The organism is Alloalcanivorax xenomutans (genome assembly GCF_900217905.1).
GTDB lineage: Bacteria > Pseudomonadota > Gammaproteobacteria > Pseudomonadales > Alcanivoracaceae > Alloalcanivorax > Alloalcanivorax xenomutans.
Window position 1 is genome coordinate 224,237 of the sequence record NZ_OBMO01000001.1, and the last position, 25,574, is coordinate 249,810.

General features: G+C 63.3%; 20 protein-coding genes. 11 read left to right on the top strand and 9 right to left on the bottom strand.

Annotated elements, in window-relative coordinates; all coding sequences use genetic code 11:
• Positions 1-381: 381 nt before the first annotated feature.
• The 3 genes from CRO06_RS01055 to CRO06_RS01065 form a co-directional block, all read right to left on the bottom strand.
• Positions 382-1,818 carry an efflux transporter outer membrane subunit gene (locus CRO06_RS01055; protein WP_097057528.1) on the bottom strand — a complete coding sequence of 479 codons (1,437 nt, stop codon included), beginning with the start codon at positions 1,816-1,818 and terminating at the stop codon, positions 382-384.
• Positions 1,811-4,996 (bottom strand): efflux RND transporter permease subunit, encoded by a 3,186-nt coding sequence (locus CRO06_RS01060; protein WP_097057529.1) that lies wholly within the window; start codon positions 4,994-4,996, stop codon positions 1,811-1,813. Before CRO06_RS01060 ends, CRO06_RS01055 begins: the two co-directional genes overlap by 8 nt.
• 75 nt (positions 4,997-5,071) lie before the next feature.
• Positions 5,072-6,190 carry an efflux RND transporter periplasmic adaptor subunit gene (locus CRO06_RS01065; protein ID WP_374072923.1) on the bottom strand — a complete coding sequence of 373 codons (1,119 nt, stop codon included), beginning with the start codon at positions 6,188-6,190 and terminating at the stop codon, positions 5,072-5,074.
• An 846-nt stretch (positions 6,191-7,036) separates the two neighbouring features.
• On the opposite strand from CRO06_RS01065, the gene CRO06_RS01070 reads away from it, so the two are divergent.
• The 8 genes from CRO06_RS01070 (at position 7,037) to CRO06_RS01105 (ending at position 13,999) form a co-directional block, all read left to right on the top strand.
• On the top strand, positions 7,037-7,999 hold the full coding sequence (locus CRO06_RS01070; RefSeq protein ID WP_022993915.1) for an AraC family transcriptional regulator: 963 nt from the start codon (positions 7,037-7,039) through the stop codon (positions 7,997-7,999).
• 65 nt (positions 8,000-8,064) lie between these two features.
• Entirely contained in the window at positions 8,065-9,159 is a 1,095-nt protein-coding gene (locus CRO06_RS01075) for an NADH:flavin oxidoreductase/NADH oxidase (RefSeq protein ID WP_097057530.1), read from the top strand.
• A 339-nt stretch (positions 9,160-9,498) separates the two neighbouring features.
• The gene (locus CRO06_RS01080) at positions 9,499-10,512 is read left to right on the top strand and encodes an isocitrate dehydrogenase (RefSeq protein WP_022993917.1); all 1,014 of its coding nucleotides are present in this window, start codon (positions 9,499-9,501) and stop codon (positions 10,510-10,512) included.
• Between the two features lie 294 nt (positions 10,513-10,806).
• The gene (locus CRO06_RS01085) at positions 10,807-11,076 is read left to right on the top strand and encodes a DUF883 family protein (protein ID WP_022993918.1); all 270 of its coding nucleotides are present in this window, start codon (positions 10,807-10,809) and stop codon (positions 11,074-11,076) included.
• Positions 11,073-11,558 carry a hypothetical protein gene (locus CRO06_RS01090; protein ID WP_143247699.1) on the top strand — a complete coding sequence of 162 codons (486 nt, stop codon included), beginning with the start codon at positions 11,073-11,075 and terminating at the stop codon, positions 11,556-11,558. Before CRO06_RS01085 ends, CRO06_RS01090 begins: the two co-directional genes overlap by 4 nt.
• Before the next feature lie 161 nt (positions 11,559-11,719).
• Complete coding sequence (locus CRO06_RS01095) at positions 11,720-12,181, top strand: OsmC family protein (RefSeq protein WP_097057531.1); 462 nt, start codon at positions 11,720-11,722, stop codon at positions 12,179-12,181.
• Between the two features lie 29 nt (positions 12,182-12,210).
• Positions 12,211-13,008: an enoyl-CoA hydratase gene (locus CRO06_RS01100; protein WP_097057532.1), complete on the top strand. Its 798-nt coding sequence runs from the start codon at positions 12,211-12,213 to the stop codon at positions 13,006-13,008.
• A gap of 4 nt (positions 13,009-13,012) precedes the next feature.
• A complete protein-coding gene (locus tag CRO06_RS01105; RefSeq protein ID WP_097057533.1) occupies positions 13,013-13,999 on the top strand; it encodes a LysR family transcriptional regulator in 987 nt (328 codons plus the stop codon).
• Positions 14,000-14,011: 12 nt separating this feature from the next.
• Here CRO06_RS01105 and CRO06_RS01110 read toward each other — a convergent pair whose 3' ends face one another.
• The gene (locus tag CRO06_RS01110) at positions 14,012-15,001 is read right to left on the bottom strand and encodes an aldo/keto reductase (protein ID WP_097057534.1); all 990 of its coding nucleotides are present in this window, start codon (positions 14,999-15,001) and stop codon (positions 14,012-14,014) included.
• A 136-nt stretch (positions 15,002-15,137) separates the two neighbouring features.
• On the opposite strand from CRO06_RS01110, the gene CRO06_RS01115 reads away from it, so the two are divergent.
• Complete coding sequence (locus CRO06_RS01115; RefSeq protein WP_097057535.1) at positions 15,138-16,052, top strand: LysR family transcriptional regulator; 915 nt, start codon at positions 15,138-15,140, stop codon at positions 16,050-16,052.
• A gap of 22 nt (positions 16,053-16,074) precedes the next feature.
• Here CRO06_RS01115 and CRO06_RS01120 read toward each other — a convergent pair whose 3' ends face one another.
• The 5 genes from CRO06_RS01120 to CRO06_RS01140 all read right to left on the bottom strand — a co-directional run bounded on the left by CRO06_RS01120 (position 16,075) and on the right by CRO06_RS01140 (position 22,890).
• Positions 16,075-18,063, bottom strand: coding sequence for an acetoacetate--CoA ligase (locus tag CRO06_RS01120; protein WP_055099832.1), 1,989 nt, complete (start codon positions 18,061-18,063; stop codon positions 16,075-16,077).
• A gap of 34 nt (positions 18,064-18,097) precedes the next feature.
• Positions 18,098-19,468, bottom strand: coding sequence for a TRAP transporter large permease (locus CRO06_RS01125; RefSeq protein ID WP_063142337.1), 1,371 nt, complete (start codon positions 19,466-19,468; stop codon positions 18,098-18,100).
• Positions 19,469-19,486: 18 nt separating this feature from the next.
• On the bottom strand, positions 19,487-20,095 hold the full coding sequence (locus CRO06_RS01130) for a TRAP transporter small permease subunit (protein WP_097057536.1): 609 nt from the start codon (positions 20,093-20,095) through the stop codon (positions 19,487-19,489).
• Between the two features lie 77 nt (positions 20,096-20,172).
• Positions 20,173-21,258, bottom strand: coding sequence for a TRAP transporter substrate-binding protein (locus CRO06_RS01135; RefSeq protein ID WP_097057537.1), 1,086 nt, complete (start codon positions 21,256-21,258; stop codon positions 20,173-20,175).
• A gap of 219 nt (positions 21,259-21,477) precedes the next feature.
• Positions 21,478-22,890, bottom strand: a complete 1,413-nt coding sequence (locus CRO06_RS01140) for a sigma-54 interaction domain-containing protein (RefSeq protein WP_022993929.1) — start codon at positions 22,888-22,890, stop codon at positions 21,478-21,480.
• Positions 22,891-23,204: 314 nt separating this feature from the next.
• Between CRO06_RS01140 and CRO06_RS01145 the strand changes: the two genes are divergently transcribed.
• Entirely contained in the window at positions 23,205-24,746 is a 1,542-nt protein-coding gene (locus CRO06_RS01145; protein WP_097057538.1) for an acetyl-CoA acetyltransferase, read from the top strand.
• A 32-nt stretch (positions 24,747-24,778) separates the two neighbouring features.
• Complete coding sequence (locus CRO06_RS01150; protein ID WP_022993931.1) at positions 24,779-25,567, top strand: enoyl-CoA hydratase-related protein; 789 nt, start codon at positions 24,779-24,781, stop codon at positions 25,565-25,567.
• Positions 25,568-25,574 lie beyond the last annotated feature (7 nt).

Here is a 25,574-nt window from a genome sequence, read left to right on the forward strand (position 1 = left end):
GTTGGATCGCCGGATTGGTGGTCCGTGTCGAACGCTGTAAAGCACGGGTATCGAGCATGTCGGTTCCTCCTGTCGCGTTGTGTCCTTTATGTGGGTTTATTGTCGCCGCTGGAAGCAGTGTTGCTAATACCCAGGGCTCCATGAACCTTGCTTGATTCTGCATGCGGGCTTTTTTTTGTTTTTTTCCCATCATCTGACATCGAATTCGCTTGCAGGCAAGCTCCCACAGCGGCTTCGTGGCATGATCCGTGGGAGCCAGCCTGCTGGCGAATGGCGCACTAGCGTGGCGGGCTTGCAGGGCACCATAGAATCTCCCACAGCGGCCTTGTAGACAGCGCTGCATTGATACCTTTCGGGACGGCAAGCGGACCCGGCCGTTACTTAGCGCGCCGCGCTTCTCCTTGCCGGATCCTGCTCCGGCGGCACCGGTGCGCCGGCCAGGGCGCGGTACAGATCCACCATCGCCAGGGTCACTTCGGTGCGGCTGCGGATGAAGGCGTCGCGGGTGTCCATTAGCTCCCGCTCACTGTCCAGCACCTCGAAGAAACCGATGAAACCTTCCCGGTAGCGCAGGCGCGCCAGTTCGGCGGCCTGCTGCGCGGCGTCGGTGGCGTGGCGCAGCAGTTCGGTGCGTTCACGGGCCTGCTGATGACGCACCAGTTGGGTTTCCGTTTCTTCCAGCGCCGCGAGCACGGTTTGCTGGTACTCGGCGATGACGGCCTGGGTCTCGGCGTCGGCGGCATCGATACGGGAGCGGACCTTGCCAAAGTCGAGGAAGGTCCAATCCACCCCCAGGGCAATGCGCCGACTTTCCGCCGGGCCACTGAACAGGTCACCGTCACGGGAGGCGACGCTGCCGATCAGCCCTTCCAGCGTGAAGCGCGGAAACAGGTCGGCGGTGGCCACGCCGATACGGGCGGTGGCGGCGGCCACGCGACGCTCGGCGGCACGGATATCCGGGCGCCGGCGCAGCACGCCGGACGGCGTGCCGGTGGCCAGATCCGGCACTTGCGCCGGCAAATCACCGGGCTCGGCCAGGGTGGTCACCAGGCTGTCCGGGGTGCGCCCGGTCAGCACCGCGATGCGGTACATGTAAGTCCGAATCGCGGTTTGCAGTTGCGGCACCGTGGCCCGCACCGCGTCCAGTTGCGCCCGGGCGCGGGCCTCATCCAAACGGGTGGCGTTGCCGTCTTCCATGCGAGCCTGAACAATGTCCAGCGCCTGCTGCTGATTCTCCACGTTACGGCGGGCAACCTGCAGCTGTTGCTGCAGGCCACGCAGTTGGAAGTAGCTGTTGGCGATGCGTCCGGCCATGGCCACCTGCAGCGCTCCCAGATCCGCTTCCGCGGCATCCAGTTCCGCCGCCTGCGCCTGGGTGGCGCGCCGCAAACGCCCGAACAGGTCCAGCTCCCAGCCAGCAGCGACGCCGGCCTGATAGAGCTCCACCCGCTCCGCGCCACCCGGCGGGCTCTGTTCCACTTCCGCCAGATGCTGCTCGGCGGCGCTGCCGTTGACGGTGACACTCGGCAGCTGCTCCCGGCGGGCACCGCGCAACAGCGCTTCCGCTCTCTGGTAGCGCGCCAGCGCGGCACGCAGGTCGTGATTGGCGTTGAGTGCCTGATCAATCAGGTCCGCCAGCAACGGATCATCAAAGCCGGACCAGAAACGGCGCTCGGCGTTTTCATCGAACGGCCGCACCTGGTCGGCGCCAACGAAGCGCTCCGGCAACGGTGTCTCCGGCTCCTGATAGTCCGGCCCCACCGCGCAACCGGCCAGGGCCATGATCAGTGGCACAACACTCAGGGCATACTTATGCATGACTTTCTCCTGAAAGACCGTGGGCTTCGCCGTCCATGGTGGAAGCGTGGGAGTGCTTGAGCGGGCCGGCGAGTTTGCGCAGGCCGACATAGAACACCGGCGTCAGGAACAGTCCGAACAAGGTGACACCAATCATGCCGGCGAACACGGCGATCCCCAGTGCCTGGCGCACTTCCGCGCCGGCGCCATGACCGAGTACCAGCGGCACCACGGCGGCGGTAAAGGTGATCGAGGTCATGATGATCGGACGCAGACGCAGGCGGCAGGCTTCCAGAGCGGCCGTCACGGTCTCCATGCCCTGCAGTTCCAGCTCACGGGCGAACTCCACGATGAGGATGGCGTTCTTACAGGCCAGGCCAATCAGAACCACCAGCCCGACCTGTACAAAGATGTTGTTGTCGCCGCCGCCGAACCACACACCGATCAACGCGGAGAGCATACACATCGGCACGATCAGGATTACCGCCAACGGCAGTACCCAGCTCTCGTACAGCGCCGCCAGTACCAGGAACACCAGCAGGATGGCCAACGGGAAGACCACCAGCGCCGCGTTGCCCTGGGTGTGCTGCTGGAAGCTCAGGTCGGTCCATTCGAAGCTCATGCCGTTGGGCAGAATCTGATCCGCCAGTTCCGTCAGTTTGTCCATGGCCTGGGCGGACGACATCACTCTCGGATCGGCTTCGCCGGCCAGGTCGGCGGCGGGGTAGCCGTTGTAGCGCAATACCGGATCCGGACCGAAGGTTTGCCGGATATCCACCATGGAACCGATCGGCACCATTTCTCCCTGCTCATTGCGGGTCCGCAGATTGGCGATGTCCTCGACACTGTCACGGAACGGCGCGTCGGCCTGGGCAATCACCTGCCAGGTGCGTCCGAAGCGATTGAAGTCGTTCACGTAGGTGGACCCCAGATAGGTCTGCAAAGTGTCGAACAGCTCCGTCATCGGCACGCCCTGGGCTTTCGCCTTGGTGCGGTCGACCACCGCGTCCAGCTGCGGCACGTTGGCCTGATAACTGGTGATCGGGAAGGTCATCCCCGGTGTTTGCGAGATGGCGCCCTGGAAGGCACTGACCGCCTCCTGCAAAGCGCCATACCCCAAGCCACCCCGGTCCTCGATGAACATCTGGTAACCGGCACCGTTGCCCAGCCCGAGAATGGGCGGCGGCATGAAGGAGAACGCGAAGCCCTCGCTCAACGCGGAAATCTTGGCGTTGATCTCGGCGTTGATCTCTTCCGCGGTGCGCTCACGCTGATCGAACGGGTCCAGCGGCAGGAAGACCAGGCCGGTGTTGGAGGTATTGGTGAACTGCAGCGCATTGAGTCCCGGGAACGAGATCGAGTGCGCCACGCCGTCCGCCTCCATGGCGATGTCCGTCACCGTCTTGAGCAGTTTGTCGGTGCGCTCCAGGGAAGCGCCTTCGGGCAGTTTCACGCCGGCGATCAGATACTGTTTATCCTGTGTCGGGATAAACCCCGGCGGCACCACCTTGAACATCAAGCCAGTGCTGACCAGCAACACCAGATAGACCATGAACACCACCGAGCGACGGCTCAGTGACCGCGCCACCGCGCCCTGGTACTTCTCCGAACTGCGGTTGAAGAAACGGTTGAACGGACGGAACAACCAGCCGAACAGCCCGTCGATGATGCGCGTGAGGCGGTCCTTCGGCGCATCATGGGAGCGCAGCAGTCTGGCCGCCAAGGCCGGTGACAGCGTCAGCGAATTGATCGTGGAGATGACGGTGGAAATGGCGATGGTCACCGCGAACTGGCGATAGAACTGACCGGTGACCCCGGACAGAAACGCCATGGGAATGAACACCGCGCACAACACCAGACCGATGGCGACAATCGGGCCGGACACTTCCTTCATCGCCTGATGGGCGGCGGCCACCGGAGAGAGCCCCTCCTCGATGTTCCGTTCCACGTTTTCCACCACCACGATGGCGTCGTCCACCACGATCCCGATGGCGAGCACCAGCCCGAACAGCGTCAGTGAATTGATGGAATAGCCGAGCAACAGCAAGACCGAGAAGGTACCGATCACCGATACCGGCACCGCCAGCAACGGGATGATCGAAGCACGCCAGGTCTGCAGGAACAGCGTCACCACCAGCACCACCAGCAGCACCGCTTCCAGCAGGGTCTTCACCACCGAATGAATGGAGTCGCGCACGAAAATAGTGGTGTCGTACACCGCTTCGTACTTCACCCCTTCCGGAAAACGGGTGGACAGTTCATCCATGGCGGCGATCACCGAATCACGGATTTCCAGAGCATTGGCGCCGGGCGCCTGGAAGATACCCACCGCCACCGCGTCCTTGCCATCCAGTTGCGAGCGCAGGGTGTAGTCACCGGCGCCCAGTTCCAGACGGGCGACATCGGAAAGCCGGACAATTTCGCCCTGCTCACCGCTTTTCAATACGATGTCACCAAACTCCTGCACCGTACGCAGCCGGCCCTGGGCATTGATCAGGGTGAGGAAATCACTGTTGGGCATCGGCTCGGCGCCGAGCTGACCGGCGGAAACCTGAACGTTCTGTTCACGAATGGCACCCACCACATCGCTGGCGGTCATGCCCCGCGAGGCGATCTTGTCCGGGTCCAGCCAGGCGCGCATGGCGTAGTCACCGCCGCCGAAGATCTGCGCATCACCGACGCCCTGGATCCGGGCCAGTACATCCTTCACATGCAGGCGCACATAGTTACGCAGGTACAGCGTGTCGTAGCGGCCGTCCGGCGAGGTCAGATGCACCACCATCAAAAAGGTGGGCGATTGTTTCTGGGTGGTCACGCCCTGGCGGCGCACGTCCTCGGGCAATCGCGCCAGCGCCTGGCTGACCCGGTTCTGCACCCTTACCGTGGCGTCATCGGCGTCGGTGCCGGGGCGGAAGGTGACGGTCATTTGCAGCACGCCGTCGGAGCCCGCCACCGACTTGAGGTACATCATGTCCTCGACGCCGTTGATGGACTCTTCCAGGGGCGTGGCCACGGTCTCGGCGATCACCTTGGGGTTAGCGCCGGGGTAAACCGTGCGCACCACCACCGAGGGCGGCACCACTTCCGGATACTCGCTGATCGGCAGCATCGGGATCGAGATGGCGCCGACCGCGAGGATGATGATCGACAACACCGCGGCAAAGATCGGGCGGTCGACGAAGAAACGAGAAAAATTCATGACAAGAGTACCCTCTTGGCGCGCTCCGCGGAGCGCGCTCGATCCATGGACTTGGGTTATGTCGGTGTCAGTCGATCAGGGCGCCGCCGCCACTTCCGGTTCCTTGGTGGCCGCCGCGCGCATTTCCACCAGCGTCGGCGCCACCGGCATGCCGGACATGAATACTTTCTGCACCCCGTTGACGATGACCCGCTCGCCGGGCTTCAGGCCGTCGCGGATCACCACCAGGCCATCCACGGTGCGACCGGCGTCGACGTTACGGCGGGACGCTTTGTTCTCATCGTCCACCACATAGACATAACGGCGGTTCTGATCGGTAAGCAGCGCCTTGCTGTCGATCAACAGCGCCTTGTCGAGACGCTCGGCGGGCAGTTCCACCCGGGCGAATTGCCCCGGCTTGAAGCGGCCATCCGGGTTCGGCACCACGGCGCGGAACTGCAGCGTGCCGGTGCTGGCGTTGAGACGGTTATCGATGAAGTCGACCTTGCCCCGATGCGGGTAGCCGTTTTCACCGCTCAAACCGATACGCACTTCGGTATCCTCGCCATTACCCAGCAGCTCTCGGCCACGCAGGTAGGAATCGCTGTCGCTCTCGAAGTACACGTACACCGGATCCACCGATACCACTGTGGTCAACAGGGTCTGATCAGCGTTGGCCAGGTTGCCGCGAGTGACCATGGCGCGGCCGGCGCGGCCGGTGATCGGAGAGCGCACCTCGGTGTACTCCAGATCAAGACGGGCGGTTTCCAACGCCGCTTCGGCGGCATTCATGGCCGCGCGCGCTGACACCATCGCCGACGCCCGGCGGTCGTATTCCTCGCGGGAGATGGCGCGGCTGGCCACCAGCCGTTCCGCCCGGGAGGCTTCTCTCTTGGCCAATTGATACTGGCTGCGAGCCTGGGCCAGGTCCGCGGCGGCGGCCCGTTCACGGGCACGGTAAGGGCGCTGGTCAATGACGAACAACACATCGCCCTGTTCCACCAGTTCCCCTTCCTCGAAGCTCACCTTGTCGATGTAGCCGCTGACACGGGGACGCAGATCCACGGTTTCCGGTGCCGCCACCCGGCCGGTGAAGTCATCCCACAGTGTCACCGGGTCATCCAGCACCTTCGCCACCTTGACCGCCGGCGGCGGCATTTGCGCCTGCTCCTGCTCACCACGGGCATCGCAGCCGGCCAATCCAACGGCCACCATCAATATGAGGGCGAGCCCGATGATCAGCTCTCCCCCGCTGGCGTAATGGGTATTGATTGAATCCATGTTGCGCTCGCTCCTGCTGTTCGGGCCTTGCAGGCAATACGCCTGCCTTCAATTGAAAATAGTTCCCATTTGCAAAACTCTAAAAACTGACTGACCGTCAGTCAATAGCGGGACACCATCAAGTGAGGTCAAACGATCAATGCCCCGGGGCATCGGACTCGTTCTCCCCCAGGCCGCGAACGTTAATTCCTCAACCAATGTTGAGGTCAACGGCGTTTCTTGATGGGTTTACCGATGGTCGATATAGGCACGGCCTATTCGACAGCAACGTGGATCGGGGCCCCCGCTTGCCACCTGACGGACCCGTCCCGCCGATTGGCGGCGGGTCCCTTCCACGCCGCACACAATAGAGGACAGCCGCCAGCCGGCGGTATCCGTTTACTGCGCGATAATTGCCTGATCCTGTGAACAATACAGAATCAGGCAGCCGTCCCCAGCAAACGTCCGCCCGGATCCGGGCCCCATTATCCGGCAAGTGCGAACAACATCACGCCGTCGAAGCCGCCGTCCCCAACAAGGACAATAATGTTGAAACAAAAGGCTTTGCACCATATTGCCGCGTCATAAAACCGACATCCGTTCAATTTGATGCACGCGCCAGGCGGAGCCGGATCAGGCTAGATCACGGATTGTCGCGGATCACCATGACAACCCCTCCGGCTTGCCTGAAATTGCTTGTTACTCCACAGTCATTGCACGATCCTGCAGCATTCCAGGAGCCGCGCTTACCCTGTCACGGGCAGTGCGTATACTGCCGACAAACACACGGAGGGCACTATCGTGGCGCATCACTCCCTTTCCCTTTCATCGTCCGGGCAGGACATCGAACTCGAACAGCTCCGTTCCCGGCTTACCAGAACCGTCCTGCGGCATGCTCCGGAGGATGGCATAGAAGAATCCACACTGTCGGGCCTACATCTGGGGCGGGCCAACACGCCCACGCAATGCACCTCGGCCATCTACGAGCCCTGTCTGTGCGTCATCGTCCAGGGCAGCAAGACGATCTGGCTTGGCGACCGCGAAATCGTCTATGGCCCCTTGAGCTACCTGGTGTCATCGGTCCATCTGCCGGTACTGGGGCAAGTCAACGTGGCCAGCCCCGGCGAGCCGTTCCTGTCCATTCGCCTGGATGTGGATTCCCAGGAAGTGGCGGACCTGGTGTTCGAACTGGGCGAGGCGGTGAGTGACGAAGATCAGTGTCCGGAGATCAACTGCGGGCTGTGCATGGCGCCTATCGACACCGCCATGCTGGACGCCACCACCCGCCTGGTGGAGCTGCTCGACAAGCCCGCCGACACACCGATCATGGCGCCGCTGATCCGGCGTGAGATCCTGTATCGCGCGCTGATCGGCGAAATGGGCGCGCGCATGCGCAAGTTCGCCGCCGCCGACAGCCAGTCCCACCGGGTCTCCAAGGTCATCGCCCTGCTCAAGGACCGCTATACCCAACCGCTGCGGGTTCGGGATCTGGCGGATCAGGTCAACATGAGCGAATCGTCCCTGTTCCACAGTTTCAAACAGGTGACGCGCATGTCACCGCTGCAGTTCCAGAAGAAACTGCGCCTGCACGAGGCGCGTCGGCTGATGCTCAGCGAAGGCCTGGAAGCGGCCACCGCCAGTTACCGGGTGGGCTATGAAAGCCCTTCCCAGTTCAGCCGCGAATACAGCCGTATGTTCGGCGCGCCGCCGCGCGCCCACGTACAGAGCCTGCTGACCGGTGAGGGCGTCGGCGCCCCCGCCTGACCCCGTCTCCAGGGGCGGCGTGCCCGCCCCTTTCCTTTATTTGCGTCCCCTTTCCGGAGAGGTCCATGAGCCATCTGTTTACCCCGCTCGAACTGGGTCCGTTGAACCTGGATAACCGTATCGTCATCGCCCCGATGTGCCAGTATTCGGCCGACGACGGCAACGCCACCAGCTGGCACACCATCCACCTGGGCACCCTGGCGCAATCCGGCGCCGGCCTGCTGATCCTGGAAGCCAGCGCGGTGTTGCCGGAAGGCCGCATCAGCCCGCGGGATCTGGGACTGTGGAACGATGACAACGAAGCCGCCCTGAAAACCGTGCTCGACCAAGTGCGCGCATGGTCTCCCATGCCTGTAGGGATCCAACTGGCCCACGCCGGCCGTAAAGCCTCCACGCACCGGCCCTGGGAGGGCGGAGCGCAAATCAGGCCGGATCAGGGCAACGGCTGGCAAACCCGCGCGCCCTCCGAATTGCCGTTCGCCGACAATGAACAGGCTCCGGAGCCGCTTTCCGAGGACGAGATCGGTGAATTGATTGAAGCCTTTGTCGCCGCCGCCAAACGGGCACGCCGCCTGGGGCTGGATTTGATCGAGATCCACGGCGCCCATGGCTACCTGCTGCACGAGTTTCTGTCGCCGCTGTCCAACCGCCGTGACGACCGCTATGGCGGCAGTCTGGAAAACCGCATGCGGTTGCTGTTGGAGGTGTTCGACGCCGTCCGCGAAGCGGTGCCGGAAATGGCGGTCGGGGTACGGGTATCGGCTACCGACTGGGCAGCGGACGGCTGGGACCTGGAGCAAACCGTGGCGCTGGCCAAGGCCCTCAAGGCACGCGGCTGCCATTTCATTCATGTCTCCAGCGGCGGCCTGACACCGGCGCAGAAAATTCCCGTCGGCCCCGGTTATCAGACCGCCCTGGCGGCTCGCATCAAGGCCGAAAGCGGCCTGACCACCATCGCGGTGGGCCTGATCACCGAGCCGGAACAGGCGGAAACGCTGCTGGCATCCGGCCAGGCGGATGCCGTCGGCCTGGCCCGCGGCATCCTCTATAACCCGCGCTGGCCCTGGCACGCCGCGGCCCGTCTGGGCGCCACGATCCACGCCTCCCCGCAGTATCTGCGCAGCGAGCCCTACAGCGCGCGCGGATTGTTCAAACAGTAAGCCGCCCCGGCCCGGTGCACGCTCACCGGGCCACCCGCCGTGCCCGCCCCATTCCGGTGCTCTCGTCATGCACCATTACCCGCGCTGACACGCTTTCGTCACGGCACGGAACTTGAATACAAGAGGCCGTCCGCTTGCCGGGACCCTGGCGGGCCTGCTTGAATCAGAACTGTCCCGCCCCCATATAGGGCGCGAATTCAGTGTCCCGCTTACCGGCCCGGACAGCTACGGCCGGATACCCACCCCGGTGTCCGGCCGCGACGGTCCCCCCACCCACAACGTGGCGACGGACCCACCATAATTTTTCTGCATTCCAAAAGACCAGAAGGAGAGGAAACCATGGCGGAAACACGCGTGACCATCATCCCGGGCGACGGCATCGGCCCGGACATCGTCGATGCCACCGTTCGAGTCCTGGATGCTCTGGACTGCGGCCTGGCCTATGACTATGCCATCGCCGGGCAAACCGCCCTGGACAAGGGCCTCGACCTGGTCCCCCAGGAAACCCTCGACATGATCGGCAAGAATCCGGTGGCGTTGAAAGGGCCGATCACCACCCCGGTGGGCAAGGGCTTCCGCTCGGTCAACGTCACCCTGCGCAAATACTTCGATCTGTTCGCCAACGTCCGCCCCGCTCTCTCCATCCCCGGTGTCCGTTCCCGCTACGATAATGTCGATATCCTCACCGTCCGCGAGAACATCGAAGGCATCTACTCCGGTGAAGGCCAGATGGTCAGCGAAGATGGCGAACGGGCGGAACTGCGCAGCGTCATCACCCGCAAGGAGTCCAGACGCCTGATCCGTTTCGCCTATGAAGCCGCGCGCCGGCTGGGCCGCAAGAAAGTCACCGTGGTGCACAAAGCCAACATCATGAAATCCACCTCCGGGCTGTTCCTGGATGTGGCACGCAGCGTGGCCAAGGAATACGACGATATCGAGCACGAGGAAATGATCGTCGACAACTGCGCCATGCAACTGGTGATGAACCCTCACCGTTTCGACGTCATCGTCACCACCAACCTGTTCGGTGACATTCTTTCCGACCTCTGCGCCGGCCTGGTGGGCGGCCTTGGACTGGCGCCCGGCGCCAACGTCGGGGAAGACAAAGGCATCTTTGAAGCGGTGCACGGCAGCGCGCCGGATATCGCCGGCAAGGGGGTCGCCAACCCCACCGCGCTGATGCTCGGCGCCGCCATGATGCTCGACTATCTGGATCTCAACAGCGAAGCCGAGCGTCTGCGTAACGCCCTGCGCACAGTGGTTGGCGAGGGGGACAAAGTCACCCCGGACCTGGGTGGGCGCAGCAGCACCACCGAATTCACCGATGAAGTGATTCGTAAGCTGGCGCAGTAATAAGGCTGCGAAGTCGCTGTGGGAGCTTGCCTGCAAGCGAATGTTGCTCAACGCCTGAGCGAACCTCATTCGCTTGCAGGCAAGCTCCCACAGCGGCTTCGCAGTTCGGTTTGAGGGAAACGGTGAGGCAAACGGTCCATGACTCGCCATTCCCGGCCCGCTCGTGAGCCGGATCAAGAAATCTCATGGTTTTGCATTTTTAACGGCTTGCCCACTAGTCGCCGCGGCCATGCACTCTATATGCTGAAGCTTCGTTGTTCAGATCAGAACGCAGGTCCATACCAAGGAGGCGTCATGAACCAGTCAGCGGAAACCGAAGCCCTGAAAAAAGACCTTGAGCAGTTGCGCCGGGACTTCAAGGCCCTGGCCGACGCGGTCAAGCATTCCACTCAGGAACGCGCCCAGGAGCATCTCAACAGCGCCCGGGAAACCTTCGAAGGTGCGCGCCAAAGCGCCTCCCGGCAAGCGGAGCACTTGGGGGAGGAGATCAAGGCCCGCCCTTTTACCAGCGTGCTCACGGCGTTCGGCGTGGGCCTGCTGCTCGGCAAACTGCTCGGCCGTTGAGTGTGAAACTGCGCGGCATGCTGGCCGGGCTGTTCAGTCTTAATGCGATGATCTGGCTGATCATGTTGATCAGCCTGGCGGCATTACTGAGCCTCACGGCAGCGGCCTGGATCGCGCTGACACCACCGCTGGGCGCGGCGCTGGCCGCGCTGATCAGCGGCGCCGGTCTGCTGGTGGTGGCCGCCGCCCTCGGCTACGGCCTGGTTCGCGCCAACCGCGCCGGTCCAGCCCAAGACGACACACCGCCACCGGCGCCGAGCCCGACGGAAAGCGTCCTGGAGTCTGGTCTGCGTCCGTTGGTGGGCGATCAGACCCTGGCGTGGGCGCGCCGCAATAGCGGTCTGCTGATGATCGGTGCCTTCGCCGCCGGCGTGGCGATTGCCGCCAGCCCCACTTTGCGCCGCGCGCTGACCCAGGTCGCCGGCCCCGTGGTGACACGCAAGGCCGTGGACACCTGGCGGGCCTTCAATCAGCAAGACTGACCCACGGCGCCGCTTCCTTGCGGGTTGGCGCCGACTCCCTTCCTGCATTAGCCTGTCTAAGCCTAATCCCTAGAAAACATCGCTTTTCATTAAGCAGAGCTGGTGCAATGGTACTGCTCACCGAGGGCGTCCCGGCCCGTTTTCAGAAAGGAGCAGAGCCGATGTCAGAACATCACGCCGCCATTGCCTGGACCCGCGCCGACCACCCGGACGGCAACGGAAGCTACTCCCGCAACCATCTGGCCACCCTCAATGGCGGTCAGACCGTGCAAGTCTCCGCTGCGGTGGATTATCAAGGGGACGGCAACTGCGCCGACCCGGAGCAACTGCTGGTGACCTCGGTGTCCAGTTGCTACATGCTGTTCTTCCTGGCCATCGCCGACGTCAAGGGCTACCGGGTGGAGAGCTACAAGGACACACCGGTGGGCTTTCTGGAAAAGAACGAGGAAGGCCGGTTGGCGGTGACCCGGGTGGAATTGCAACCCGCCATCGAGTTCGCCGACGGCCAGACACCGGAACCGGCCGAGCTGCAACGCCTGCATGCCGGCGCTCACCGTAATTGCTTCATCGGCAATTCGCTGAAGACCAAGGTGCGCCTGCGCACCCAGTCCGCGGCGGCCTGAGCGGACAACGCAAAACAAGGAGAATCGTGATGAGCGCGCAAGCCGATCTCAATGCCCCTCTGATACTGCGAGAAGACCAGGATGGCCTGGTCACTTTGACCCTGAATCGGCCCCGCCACTACAACGCCTTGTCCGAGGAGATGCTGGCGGCGCTGAAAACCGAGCTGGACGCTCTGGCCAACGACGAGACCCTGCGCTGCGTGGTGTTGCGGGCGGCGGGCAAGGCGTTTTGCGCCGGCCATGACCTGCGTCAGATGTACTCTCATCTGGGCGAGGAGGATTATTACCGGCAACTGTTCGCCACCTGCAGCGGTGTAATGCAAAGCCTGCTGGCGGTACCGGTGCCGGTGATCGCGGTCATTCAAGGAGTGGCCACCGCCGCCGGCTGTCAGCTGGTGGCAAGTTGTGATCTGGCGGTGGCCACGGACAGCGCCCGCTTCGCCGTCTCCGGCATCAACGCCGGGCTATTCTGTTCCACGCCTTCGGTGGCGTTGTCACGTAATGTCTCGGCCAAGCGCGCCTTCGAAATGCTGGTGACCGCGCGCTTCATCGACGCCGCCACCGCCGCCGACTGGGGATTGATCAATCAAGCCGTGCCGGAAGCGGAACTGGGCGGCGCGGTAACCGCCCTGGCCACTTCGATCATGGAGAAAAGCCCGGCGGCGATCCGCCATGGCAAAGCCATGTTCTACCGGCAACGGCAACTGCCCCTGGACGAAGCCTATCGTTTTGCCGGAGAAGTGATGGCGCGGAACATGATGGAAGCGGACGCCGCCGAAGGTATCGACGCCTTCCTCAACAAACGGGCGGCACAATGGCAGCGCTAAGCGGATGAACGAACACACCCGGTCCTCCTTGCCCGCCGGCTTCATGCGGCGCCTGCCGCCGCTGGCGGCGCTGGCCTATTTCGAAGTGGCGGCGCGCACCCGCAGCTTCGCCGCCGCCGCCAAGGAATTGAGCGTGACCCCGGCGGCGGTGAGTCATCAGATCAAAGCCCTCGAGGAACAACTCGGGGTGGCGCTGTTCATTCGCCACCATCGCCGGGTCACGCCGACGGCGGCGGCGCTGAGCATTCTGCCCCGGTTACAGGACGGCTTCGCCGCGCTGGTCGATGCCGTCGATGAACTGCGCAGCCAGGGTGAAGCCAAGGACGTCATCACGGTGTGCGCCGAGCCGTTGTTCGCCACCAAATGGCTGGTGCCACGTCTGCACCGCTTCTATGCCCGCCACCCGGAGGCGGAAGTGCGTCTGCAGGCCAGCCTGCATTCCGTGGACACCGCCCCCGGAGGACCGGTCACGGCTTCCGCCTTCTCCCGCGCCGGCATCGATCTAGCAATCCGCTTTGGTTATGGCGAGTACCCGGACATGGACAGTTCACTGCTGCTGGAAGTGGCGCTGGAGCCGGTGGTCGCTTCCGCGACGGGCCGGAGCACCATCGCCGAGGTGCTCGATGAGGGCGCCCTGCTCACCGACAATACCGCCGGCCGTTCCAATGAGAGATTCGGCTGGCGCGAATGGTGTGAAGCAGCCGGAAAACCTTTTCCCGCCGATGCCCGCGAGCACCATTTCGGCAACGGCTTGCTGGCACTGGAAGCCACCCTCACCGGCCAGGGCGCCTGGCTGGTCTGCCCGGAGCTGGTGGAGACGGAGCTGGCCGCCGGCACCCTGCGGCGGTTAAGTGAAGTGGCACTGCCCTGCCGGTTCCACTATTTCATCGTCAGCCCGGAGCGTGCCTCCCCTCGCGCCATCGTCACCGACTTCCGCGACTGGCTGCTGGATGAACACCGCCTGGCCAGCGGGCAAGCCCCCGAAACCTAGGGCCTGTTCACCCTAGTTCCCCACGGTACGCATGCCTTCCTCGCCATAACGTTCGCCGGCGGCACCGTGGCGGGGAAAGATCGCATCCAGCCGCGCCAGTTCCTCGTCGCTCAGCCGCACCTCCAGCGCCGCCAGATTCTCCTGCAGATAGCGGCGGCGCTTGGTACCGAACAGGGCGATCACATCATCGCCCCGGGCCAGCACCCAGGCCAGCGCCAACTGTGACGGCAATACCTGTTTCTGTTCCGCCAGGGCATGCACCTGATCCACCAGGTCCAGGTTGCGCTGGAAATTCTCGCCCTGGAAACGCGGATTGTGGCGGCGAAAATCCCCTTCCTTGAAATCCTCCGGCGAGCGGATCGCACCGGTGAGAAACCCCCGCCCCAGCGGACTGTAGGCGACAAAGCTGATGCCCAGTTCACGACAGGTGTCCAACACCCCGTCTTCCGGATCCCGCGTCCACAGGGAGTATTCACTCTGCAGGGCACTGATGGGATGTACCGCCTGCGCCCGGCGCAGGGTATCCGGCGCCGCCTCGCTCAAACCGAGGTAGCGGACCTTCCCTTCCCGCACCAGATCGGCCATGGCGCCGACGGTGTCCTCGATCGGCACTTGCGGATCCACCCGGTGCTGGTAATACAGATCGATGGTCTCCACGCCCAGACGGCGCAGACTGCCTTCCACTGATTCGCGCACGTAATCCGGGGAGCCATTGATACCACGGGCGTGCGGATCCGAGGGATCACGGACGATGCCGAATTTGGTGGCCAGGAATACCTGATCACGTTTGCCGGCGATGGCGCGTCCCACCAATTCTTCATTGGTGTGCGGTCCATACATGTCGGCGGTATCGATCAGGGTGACGTCCTTCTCCAAGGCCGCGTGCAAGGTGGCGATGGATTCCCGGTCATCCCGGTCTCCATAGAAATCACTCATGCCCATGCAGCCCAGACCCAGCGCCGATACCAGCGGACCGTCCCGGCCCAGTCGTCGTTGTTGCATCTTCATGCTCCTCAACAGACACGCTCTTTGCATTGAAAGGAAACAGACCGGCACAGTGTGTTCGTTCAGATGGTGGCCGATAAAGCGGCATTCGTGATTAACTCTGTTCACGATTTCTGAACAGTGTTGTGTCTCTATGGATCGTCTGCGCGCCATGGAAATCTTTGTCCGGGTGGTGGATGCCGGTAATTTCACCCGGGCCGCGGAAACCCTGTCACTGCCCAAGGCCACGGTGAGCACCGCGGTGCGGCAACTGGAAGATCATCTTGGTGTGCGGCTGCTGCACCGCACCACCCGGCGGGTGTCCCTGACTCTGGACGGCGGCGCCTATTACGAACGCTGCCTTCATCTGCTGGAAGAACTGGCGGACACCGAGGCCGTGTTCACCGACGGCCACCGGCCATCCGGACGGTTGCGCGTCAATCTGCCGGCCAGGCCCGCGCGGCTGGTGATACTGCCCCGGCTGAGGGCGTTCTGTGACCGCTACCCGGAGATCCATCTGGAACTGGGCATCAACGACCGGCTGGTGGATCTGGTCCAGGAAGGTGTGGACTGCGCGCTGCGCGTTGGCGAACTGCCCGATTCCAGTCTGGTGGCCCGGCGTCTGGGTTACCTCACCGAGATCAGTTGCGCCTCGCCGGATTACCTGGCCCGGCATGGCACGCCGGAAACCCCCGAAGACCTTGCCCGTCACCAGGTCATTATCTATCACTCCGGCCGCACTGGACGACCGCTGCCCTGGGAATACACCGAGCACGGCCGGATCCACGAATGCCAGCCGGAAGGCCGCCTTACCGTGGACAATTCCGAGGCTTACATCAGCGCCGCCCTGGCCGGCTTCGGTCTGGTGCAAGTGCCGCTGTACTCCGTTCGCCCCCATCTCGACGGCGGCGAATTGGTGGAAGTGCTGGCGGACTATCGGCCGGCGCCAAGCCCGGTGTCGGTAGTGTACGCACACCACCGGCACCGCTCGTCCAAGGTTCGCGCCTTCGTCGATTGGCTGGAGCAGACGCTGCGCGACCTCCCGGGTCTGGAACGTCATCCGCCCTAGCGGCCGCGATCAGCGCGATCCGCTAACCGTGCAACAGGTTCGCCTGACGCAGGCGGTCACGGATCCGATCCAGCGCCTCGGGGTTGGCCAGGGCATCGCGGTTATCGCCACGGGCAGCACCGTTGAGCAGCCCGGCCACCGCCAGCTCCACCTTCTTGCCACTACGGGTATAGGGGATATCCGGCACGGAGATGACATGCCTGGGAACGTGGCGGGGGCTCGCGCCTTCGCGGATTCTCGTTCGCAGACGTTGAATCAGTTCCGCGCTCAACTCGCCGCCGTCATTCGCCACCACCAGCAATACCACTTCCACATCACCGTCGATCTGGCGGCCCACCACCAGGCTGTCCTTGACCGACACCTCGGTTTCCACCTGACGATAGATTTCCGCGGTACCGATGCGTACGCCGCCCGGATTCAAAGTGGCATCGGAGCGGCCATGGATCACCGCGCCGCCGTGTTCGGTGAAGTGAATGAAATCACCGTGTGCCCAGACTCCGGGGAAGGTTTCGAAATAGGCGGCACGGTAACGCTCACCCCGAGGGTCGCCCCAGAACGCCACCGGCATGGACGGCAGCGGCTGGCGGCATACCAACTCACCCCGGCCTTCGCTGACCGGCTCGCCGTGCTCCCCATACGCCACCGCGTCCACGCCCAGGAAGCGGCATTGAATCTCGCCCCGGCGCACCGGCAGAAGCGGCGTGGCGCCGACAAAACAGCCGCAAATATCGGTGCCGCCGGCGATGGAGCCCAACAGTACCCGTGGAGCACCGTCGGCATAAACCCAGTCGTAATCCTCCGGCAGCAACGGCGATCCGGTGGAGAACAATACACGCAAAGCGGACAGATCCAGGGTCTTTGCCGGTGTCAGGCCGGCCTTGCGGCATCCCGCCAGGAAGCGCGCGCTGGTGCCGAAGTGAGTCACCTTCTCGTCCGCCACCAGACGCCACAACATGTCCAGATCCGGGTAGCCGGGTGAACCGTCCACGGTGATGACGGCAGCGCCGGTGAGCAAAGCCGAGGCCTGCCAGTTCCACATCATCCAACCGCAGGTGGTGAAGTAGAGAAACCGGTCCGCCGGCCCCACATCGCCATGCAGCATCAGTTCCTTGGCGTGATTGACCAGCAACCCGGCGGCACCGTGGACGATGCACTTGGGCTTACCGGTGGTGCCGGAGGAATAAAGAATGTACACCGGATGGTCCGGCGGCAACGGCGTGAACGAAGGCGCCTGGCCCGCGCCTTCCGCCAGCGCCACCGGCCAGGGCGTGACCCGGTCGCCGGTCAGCGCCGGCTGGTCCGGCAGTTGCTGGACACTGACCACGCAACGCAGGCTCGGCAATCCCTCGATCAACCCGGCGAAGTCTTCCTGGCGGGCGAATACTTTGCCGCCGTAGCCGTAACCGTTCACCACGATCAAAGCGGCGGGTTCGATCTGGCCAAAGCGATCGAGGATGGCGCCCGTGCCGAAGTCCGGGGACGCGGAACTCCAGATCGCCCCCAGGCTGGTGGCCGCCAGCATGCCCACCAGCGCCTCGTAACCGTTGGTCACCACCGCGGCGACGCGGTCCCCCCGAACGATACCCCGGGTACGGAAAAAGGCCTCCAAGGCCCCTACGTCCGCCTTCAGTTGCGCATAACTTTTGCGCAGCACCGGGCGGGTTTCACAATAAGCCACCACCGCTTCCCGGTCGGCGTGTTCCCCCTCCGCTAGCCGCAACAGATTAGCGGCGAAGTTCATCCGCATGCCGGGAAACCACTCGGCACCGGGCATGTCGCGTCCACTCAGCACCCGATCGGCGGGAACCTCGTGGATCAGTCCGCAATAGTCCCACAGATGCTGCCAGAACAGCTCCAGCTCCTCGATCGACCACTGATGCAAAGCGTGATAATCAGCAAAGGGGCCGAACCCCCGCTCTTGCAGCCAGGTCTTGAAACGTCCCATCTGGCAATTGGCCATGGTGTCCGCCGAAGGGGACCAGAGCACGGGGGAAGCTGCCATGTTGCTCATTCATTTCTCCTCTTACTGCATGCCTGTTAAAGCCCTAGGGCCCGCCGTAGATTTCATTGGGCAGCCAGGTGGCCAGGGGCTCGAACCAGAACACCAGGGCCAGGCCCAATAACTGCAGGGCGATAAACGGCAATACGCCCAGATAGATGTGCCGTGTGGTGATCTCCGGCGGACACACGCCCTTGATATAAAACAGGGCGAACCCCACCGGCGGCGTCAAAAACGAGGTCTGCAGACACAGCGCGAACAGAATCGCGAACCACACCGGTTCCACGCCGAGGGAGAACACCACCGGCGCCACTAGCGGCAGAATGATCAAAGTGATCTCCACCCAGTCCAGGAAGAAACCAAGCAGGAAAGTGACCAGCAGAATGGTCAGCAGAATACCGGTGGTGCCGAACGGCAACCCGGTGATCGCCGCGCGTATGACGTCATCGCCTCCCAGCCCACGCAGCACCGCCGCGAACACCGTGGCGCCGATGAAAATGCCGAAAATAAACGCGGTGGTACGGCTGGTTTGATAGAGCGCGTCCTTGAGCACTGTCATATTCAGACGCCGGCTGAGCAGCGCCATCAACAAGGCCCCCGCCGCGCCCACGCCGGACGCCTCCGTGGTGGTGGCGATGCCGAAAAAGATCGAGCCCAGCACGGCGATGATCAGCGCCAGCGGCGGCACCACCGACAAGAACAGATCCCATACCGCCCGTCCGTCCAGACGGTCATGATGCTTCGGTGCCGGCGCCAGATCTTTTTTCAACCAGGAGGCGATAACGATGTAGAGAATGTACATCGCTCCCAGCATCATGCCGGGGATCAGGGCTCCCATGAACAGTTTGCCAACGGAGGCCTCGGAGGTGCCCAACCGATCCGCCATCAACACCAGCATGATGCTCGGCGGCACCAGAATGCCCAGGGTTCCCACCGAACAGGCGGTGCCCACGGCCAGCGGTTTGTTGTACTGGGCCTGCATCATCGGCCCCAGCGACAACATGCCCAGTAACACCACGGAGGCGCCAACGATGCCGGTGGACGCCGCCAGCAGAATACCGACCACCACCACGGTGATCGCGTAGCCGCCACGCAGCGGCCCGAGCACCCGCACCAGACTGTGCATCAATTTCTCGGCGATCCCGGAGCGGTCCAGCATGATGCCCATGAAGATGAAAAGCGGCAGCGCCACCATCAATTCATTGGCCACGATGCCGTAAATGCGGGCATCCAGAACACCGATGGTGCCGGCCCAGGTGAACCAGAGATCGGCGTCGAAATACTGAATCAATACACTGCCAATAACGGCGAATAAGAGCCCCACGCCCGCCAGCGCCCAGGCCACGGGAAAACCCAACAACAGCAGCCCCATGAAACTGGCGAACATGGCGATAACCAGAGTTTCTTCCAGACCCATAATAGTGATGCCTCTTGATCAGGGGTGGGGATGAGCGCCGTCGCGCTCATCCGTGCCGGGCTGGATTTCACGAGGAAAACGGAACAGGAAAGTGGCGCAGCGCAGTCCCCGGGAGAACAACGCCACGGCCACCAGCATCAGCCCCAGTGGCAACACACTTTTGAAAATGAACCGGTGCGGCAGCCCGCTGGGAGCCTGGGAGCGTTCGCTGAAGGTGTAGGCCTTGTAGGCGTAGGGCACCAAGGCATCGATCATCAGATAAAGGATCGGCAAGGCCAGCAATACGATGGCCACCAGTTCGATCCACGCCTGGGCTTTCAGGGAGAATTTTTCCCGCAAGACATCCACCCTGACGTGGTCATCCCGGACCACGGCGTAGCCCAGGGTCAACATCATGGCGGCGCCGAAAAAGTGCCAGGACAATTCCTCCAGAGCGATGGAGCCTTCGTTCATCGCGAAACGGCTGAACACATTGCTTAATACCACCGCCAGAACCGCCAGCCAGAGCCAGGAGCACCAGCGCCCGACCCCGGCCACCAGCCGGTCCAGCCACCAGGACAATCGGTTGTACGGCAAGACATCGGCCCCGGCCGCCTCGGCATCGGGGGAAACAGGCTCGTCGGTCACGGTCACCTCTGCGTCGGATAGCAAATGACATCGGCAGGCACCGGACGGAGCCTGCCCCGGGGGTTATCCGGTTCGGGTCAGTCGTACTGATAGAAATCCCGCGGCAGATACCCTTTGCTGTGCCAGATGGCGTGATGCTTCATGAACTCGCGCTGACTGGTGAGCACGCGCTTGAACATGGTGTCCTTGGCGGCCATGTCATCGAGCACCTTGTTGGTGACCTTCTCCAATTCACGCAACACCGGTTCCGGCAGGGTCTGCGCGGTGACGCCTTCCTTCTGGTATTCCCGCAGGGCGGTGGGCTGTGCCCATTCACTCTGGGCAAATCCCTTGAGAACGGCGGACTCGCAGCCCATTTCGATCAAGGCGCGGCTTTCCGGCTTGAGCTTGTTCCAAGCGTCCTTGTTCACCAGCAAATGAGAGGTGGTGAGGGTCTGGTGCCAACCCGGCATCACATAGTTCTTGATGATCTGATCCAGGCCCAGCATCTTGTCGATGGCGGGCTGGGAGAACTCGGTGGCGTCGATGGTCTTGCGCTCCAGGGACTGATACAGCTCGCCACCGGGGATCATGGTGACGGAGGCACCCAGTTCTTCCAGCACCTTGCCGCCAATACCGGCGAAACGGATCCGTAGCCCCTCGATGTCCTTGAGTTCACTGATCGGCTTGGCGAACCAGCCCGCGCCCTCGGGGCCGATGATGCTGCACAGCATCGGGTGGATATTGCGCTCGTCGTAAATCTCTTCCAGCAGCGCCTTGCCATCCCCTTCGTAGTACCAGGCCAGATAGGCGGGCGGTTCCATATTGAACGGGGCGCCCGAATACAGCGGTAGAGCCGGAATGGTGCCCTGATCGTAGCCGACCCAGGTGTAGCCCGCCGGGTACTTGCCCTCGCTGACGGCGTCCATGATTTCAAACGGTGGCACCAGTTCGCCGGGTTCGTAGTAACGCAGTTGAATATCGCCGCCGGAAATCGCTTTCAGGTTGTCCGAGAGATATTTGATCGGGGTGGTCAGACCCACCAGGTGGGAAGGGAATGCCAGCGGTACCTGCCAGCGTATTTTTTCCTCCGCCATGGCTTGACTGCTGATCAGACTGGCTGACATCAGAGCAGCGAAAGTGGCGCCGCGCCCGAGATTGGAGAGCTGTTGCTTGAGCGACATGAAAAGAATCCTTCTTGTTGTTGTGCGATTGTCGGGGTGGTTGTTCCCACCTTCTGCGCACACCAACTAGCAGGCACCGTGCCAGACCAGAAAACCCTTTAAAAACAAAGAGGTATGAGTTTTTCGGTGATTCCTCTTCATAAAAGTGTCCGGAATACAGAACAGGTTTAGACAAAGGTCTAACGAAACTGTCCTAAAAAATGGACACCTGTCTTGAAATCAGGACAGCTTATTCAGCTTTTCATACAGGGCCGAACGGGAGATCCCCAGTATCCGCGCCGCGCGGGAACGGTTGCCCCGGCTGGCCACCAGCGCGGCCTCGATGGCCTGAAGCTCCGCCTCCGCCAGCACCTGGGCCAGTGGACGGGCCGGTTGCGCCGCCCCCACCGGTTGCAGGCGTCCGCTTTTGCGCGGCAACACCTTGAAGATGGCGTCGGCGTCCAGCAGGCCGGTTTCCTCCCCCATGGTCAGGCCCCGTTCGAGCACATTACGCAACTCGCGGACATTACCGGGCCAGTCATAACTGCTGAGGGCCGACACCGCGGCATCAGTGATCTCGGCACGCAGCTCCAGACCGGCCGCGATATCCTCCAGAATCGCTTCACACAACACGCCCAGATCCGGCAGGCGCTCCCGCAGGGGCGGGATGGTGATCTCCAGCACATTGAGCCGGTAATAGAGATCCGAACGGAAGCGGCCCTCTTCCATCATGGTTTCCAGATTACGGCTGGTGGCGGCGATTACCCGCACATCCACCTGGGCCACCTTGTTGGAGCCCAGCGGTTCGATCTCCCCTTCCTGTAACGCCCGCAATAGCTTGGCCTGCAGCGCCAGCGGCATATCGCCCACTTCATCCAGAAACAGGGTGCCGCCATTGGCCAATTGGAATTTGCCGTCCCGGGTACGCCGGTCGGCGCCGGTGTAGGCGCCCGGCGCCACACCGAAGAACTCCGCCTCCAGCAGGTTTTCCGGTATCGCCGCCACATTGACGCCGACGAAGGGACGGTCCGCCCGCCGCGACAGAGCGTGGATGGCCTGGGCCAGAACTTCCTTGCCGGTGCCGGTTTCCCCCAGCAACAGCACCGGCATGTCCCGCCCCGCGGCCAGCCGGGCACGGCGCTTGACCTCAAGCGCCGCCGGGCTGGCGCCAACGAAATCCCCCAGGCTGTAACGCGTACCGCGATTTTTCCTCGCCAGCGCCTTGCGGGCCGCCACCAAATCCTGGTGCAAACGGCGGTACTTGCTGACCAGCGGCGTCAACGGCTGCAGGTCGTCGTACAACACGAACGCCACCGCGCCCATGACCTTGCCGCTGTCGTCAAAATAAGGCAGCCGCGTCACCACCAGTTGCTGGGATTCGTATTCCATGATGTCCAGCAGCAGGGGGCGGCCGGTTTCCACCACTTCCGGCATGCGCGTCATGGGGATCACCCGGCGTACCGGTTCACCGATCACCGCCGCCGGATCCTCGATACCCAGCAGCGAGGCGTAGCTGGCGTTGATCCAGGTAATCCGGGCCTGCCGGTCCACCGCGATGCCCCCCGCGCTGGCTTGCTCGAACATGGGAAACAGGGCTTCGATCAGGTCGCGGGTCAGCCCGCTCTTATCGTTCTTGCTGAACAGCTGTGTCATGCAAATACCGCCGGAGACACTCATGGATGGACCCACGCCATCGCGGGGCTGCGGGAGGCGGGATTGCGGAAAGTATAGGGGGGCGGTGTGAACAGGGTAAACGCCGGCACAACCGGGCGCCGCCGGATGAAAGGTCCGGTTTGCTGCAATTTCGTCTGAATCGACGAATATCCCCAATCCTCACTGAGGAACACTCAAGCATGGATTTTCTGGAGCCGCCCATGGAATTCAGAGGTTGCCACGAAGCCTCCGCAGGAGCTGTGGGACAGCAGTGACCCCCGGCATTTTTTCAGTATCAGAACAAAGGATTCTACATGAGCAGTCCCGACCCGCGCTGTCTTCCCGTCCTTGTGGGCGTGGGTGAAATCACCGATCAGCCGCAACAACTGGAGCGGGGACTGGAACCGCTGGCGCTAATGGAGCATGCCCTGCGTCGGGCCGAACAGGACAGCGGCGCCACCCTGCTCGATCAACTGGATTCCGTCGACATCGTTTATCAGTTGTCCTGGCCTTATCCGGACACCGAGGCGCAATTGTGCCAACGCCTGGGGCGGCAGCCGCAACGGGTGGAACTCGGCCCCATGGGCGGGGAATCGCCATTGCGCTATCTGCATCAGGCCGCCCTGGCCATCGCACGGGGTGAATACCGGGTGGCGGCGGTGGTCGGCGCCGAGTCCCGGCACACCACGGAGCGGGCGGAGAAACAGAATCTGGATCTGCCCTGGCCACCGCGTGATCCAGCGCCGAAAGTGCGGCGCGGCAAGGACATTCTGCATCCGCTGTCACTCAAACACGGCATTCTGATGCCGCCAACGGTGTATCCGTTCTACGAAAACGCTCTGCCTCGCCGCTATGGTCAGACACCCCGCGCGGCCATGGAAGAGTCCGGCCGGCTATGGGCGCGAATGGCCCGCATCGCGGCGAACAATCCCTATACCTGGTCCGAGCGCACACCGAGCGCCGAGGAGATCATTACCCCGACAGCGGAAAACCGGGCGGTGGCCTGGCCCTACACCAAATGGCAGGTGGCCAACCCGATGGTCAATCAGGGGGCCGCCCTGTTGCTGACCAGCGCCGCCGTGGCCAGGGAAATGGGAATTCCCGAGGAACGCTGGATCCACTTGTGGGGCGGAGCGGCGGCGGTGGAGCCGGAGGATTATTTGCAACGGGATCAGTTCCACCGCTCCCACGCCCAGGACACCGTGCTGGAAACCGTGCTGCGGTGGGCCGGCGGCGACGTCGGCGGCTTCCGCCATCTGGAGCTGTACAGCTGTTTTCCCTGCGTGCCCAAAATGGCCCGCCGCACTCTCGGCCTGGACGAGGATTTCGAGCCCAGCGTGACTGGCGGCCTGAGCTTCTTCGGCGCACCGATGAACAACTACATGACCCATGCCGCCGCCGCCATGGTGCGCCGCCTGCGCGACAGCGCCCCGGGCGAGGGGCTGCTCTACGGCCAGGGGGAATACGTCACCAAACACCATGCCGTGGTGCTTTCCAACCGGCCGCCACCGGCACCGCTGGCCGAGGACTACAGCGTGCAGGCGCAAGCCGATGCCCGCCGCGGACCGGTGCCGCCGCTGCTGGAACGCTATCAGGGCCCGGCCACGCTGGAGACGTTCACCGCGCTGTTCAACCGTGCCGGAGAGGTGGATTACGCCGTGGTGCTGGCTCTGACGCCGGCCGGCGAACGCGTGATGGCACGGGTTCCCGGCACCGATCGCGCCACCCTGGACACCCTGCTCGACCCCGCGAACAGCCCCATCGGCCTGGCCGGCGAGGCCATGCCGGGAGAAGAGGATCTTCTGCACTTCCGCATCACCACACGGCGGACCGCCAGCACCAAAGAGGCTATCTAGCCCCCCAAAATACCTGGATGAGAAACGCGCACATGACGGATAACACCAATAACGCCGTAACCCTGGAACGCCTGGGCGATCACATTGCCCTGGTCACCCTCAATCGTCCGCAAGCCCGCAACGCCGTCAACGGCGACGTGGCCCAGGGACTGGCAGCCGCGGTCAAAGCCACCGAAGCGGACAACGACATCCGCGCCGTGATCCTGCAGGGCAGCGGCGACAAGGTGTTCTGTGCCGGCGCCGATCTCAAGGAAATCTCCGCCGGCAACGCCCATCGGCTGGTTACCAAGGAGGGCGGTTTCGCCGGTTTTGTTCATGCACCGCGCCGCAAGGTCTGGATCGCCGCGCTCAATGGTCTGGCCCTGGCCGGCGGTCTGGAAATCGCTTTGACCTGCGACCTGCGCGTGGCGTCTTCCAAGGTGGCGTTCGGTTTACCAGAGGTGAAACGCGGGCTGGTGGCGCTGGCCGGCGGCCTCTATCGCCTGCCGCGCAATCTGCCCCGAGCCATCGCTCTGGAGCTGATCGCCACCGGCAACACCCTGGACGCCCGGCGCGCCTATGACTTCGGCCTGGTAAACCGGCTGGTGGAAGCGGATCAGGTTCTGGACACCGCCCGGGAACTGGCCGAAACCATCGCCGCCAATGCGCCGATCGCGGTGCAGGAAAGTCTGGTCATCGCCCGTCTTACCCACGATCTGGACGAGGCCGCGCTGATCGCCGCCGGCGACAAGGCCCGTGAGTATCTGGTGACCACCGAGGACTATCAGGAAGGGCCGCGCGCTTTCATCGAGAAACGGGAACCGGTCTGGACCGGCCGCTGACCGCTCA

Bases quoted from the DNA above. Each gene is read 5' to 3' on its own strand.
- CRO06_RS01055 (WP_097057528.1), bottom strand. From the start codon at position 1,818: ATGCATAAGTATGCCCTGAGTGTTGTGCCACTGATCATGGCCCTGGCC.
- CRO06_RS01060 (WP_097057529.1), bottom strand. From the start codon at position 4,996: ATGAATTTTTCTCGTTTCTTCGTCGACCGCCCGATCTTTGCCGCGGTG.
- CRO06_RS01065 (WP_374072923.1), bottom strand. From the start codon at position 6,190: ATGGTGGCCGTTGGATTGGCCGGCTGCGATGCCCGTGGTGAGCAGGAG.
- CRO06_RS01075 (WP_097057530.1), top strand. From the start codon at position 8,065: ATGAGCCATCTGTTTACCCCGCTCGAACTGGGTCCGTTGAACCTGGAT.
- CRO06_RS01080 (WP_022993917.1), top strand. From the start codon at position 9,499: ATGGCGGAAACACGCGTGACCATCATCCCGGGCGACGGCATCGGCCCG.
- CRO06_RS01085 (WP_022993918.1), top strand. From the start codon at position 10,807: ATGAACCAGTCAGCGGAAACCGAAGCCCTGAAAAAAGACCTTGAGCAG.
- CRO06_RS01095 (WP_097057531.1), top strand. From the start codon at position 11,720: ATGTCAGAACATCACGCCGCCATTGCCTGGACCCGCGCCGACCACCCG.
- CRO06_RS01100 (WP_097057532.1), top strand. From the start codon at position 12,211: ATGAGCGCGCAAGCCGATCTCAATGCCCCTCTGATACTGCGAGAAGAC.
- CRO06_RS01105 (WP_097057533.1), top strand. From the start codon at position 13,013: ATGAACGAACACACCCGGTCCTCCTTGCCCGCCGGCTTCATGCGGCGC.
- CRO06_RS01110 (WP_097057534.1), bottom strand. From the start codon at position 15,001: ATGCAACAACGACGACTGGGCCGGGACGGTCCGCTGGTATCGGCGCTG.
- CRO06_RS01115 (WP_097057535.1), top strand. From the start codon at position 15,138: ATGGATCGTCTGCGCGCCATGGAAATCTTTGTCCGGGTGGTGGATGCC.
- CRO06_RS01120 (WP_055099832.1), bottom strand. From the start codon at position 18,063: ATGAGCAACATGGCAGCTTCCCCCGTGCTCTGGTCCCCTTCGGCGGAC.
- CRO06_RS01125 (WP_063142337.1), bottom strand. From the start codon at position 19,468: ATGGGTCTGGAAGAAACTCTGGTTATCGCCATGTTCGCCAGTTTCATG.
- CRO06_RS01135 (WP_097057537.1), bottom strand. From the start codon at position 21,258: ATGTCGCTCAAGCAACAGCTCTCCAATCTCGGGCGCGGCGCCACTTTC.
- CRO06_RS01140 (WP_022993929.1), bottom strand. From the start codon at position 22,890: ATGACACAGCTGTTCAGCAAGAACGATAAGAGCGGGCTGACCCGCGAC.
- CRO06_RS01145 (WP_097057538.1), top strand. From the start codon at position 23,205: ATGAGCAGTCCCGACCCGCGCTGTCTTCCCGTCCTTGTGGGCGTGGGT.
- CRO06_RS01150 (WP_022993931.1), top strand. From the start codon at position 24,779: ATGACGGATAACACCAATAACGCCGTAACCCTGGAACGCCTGGGCGAT.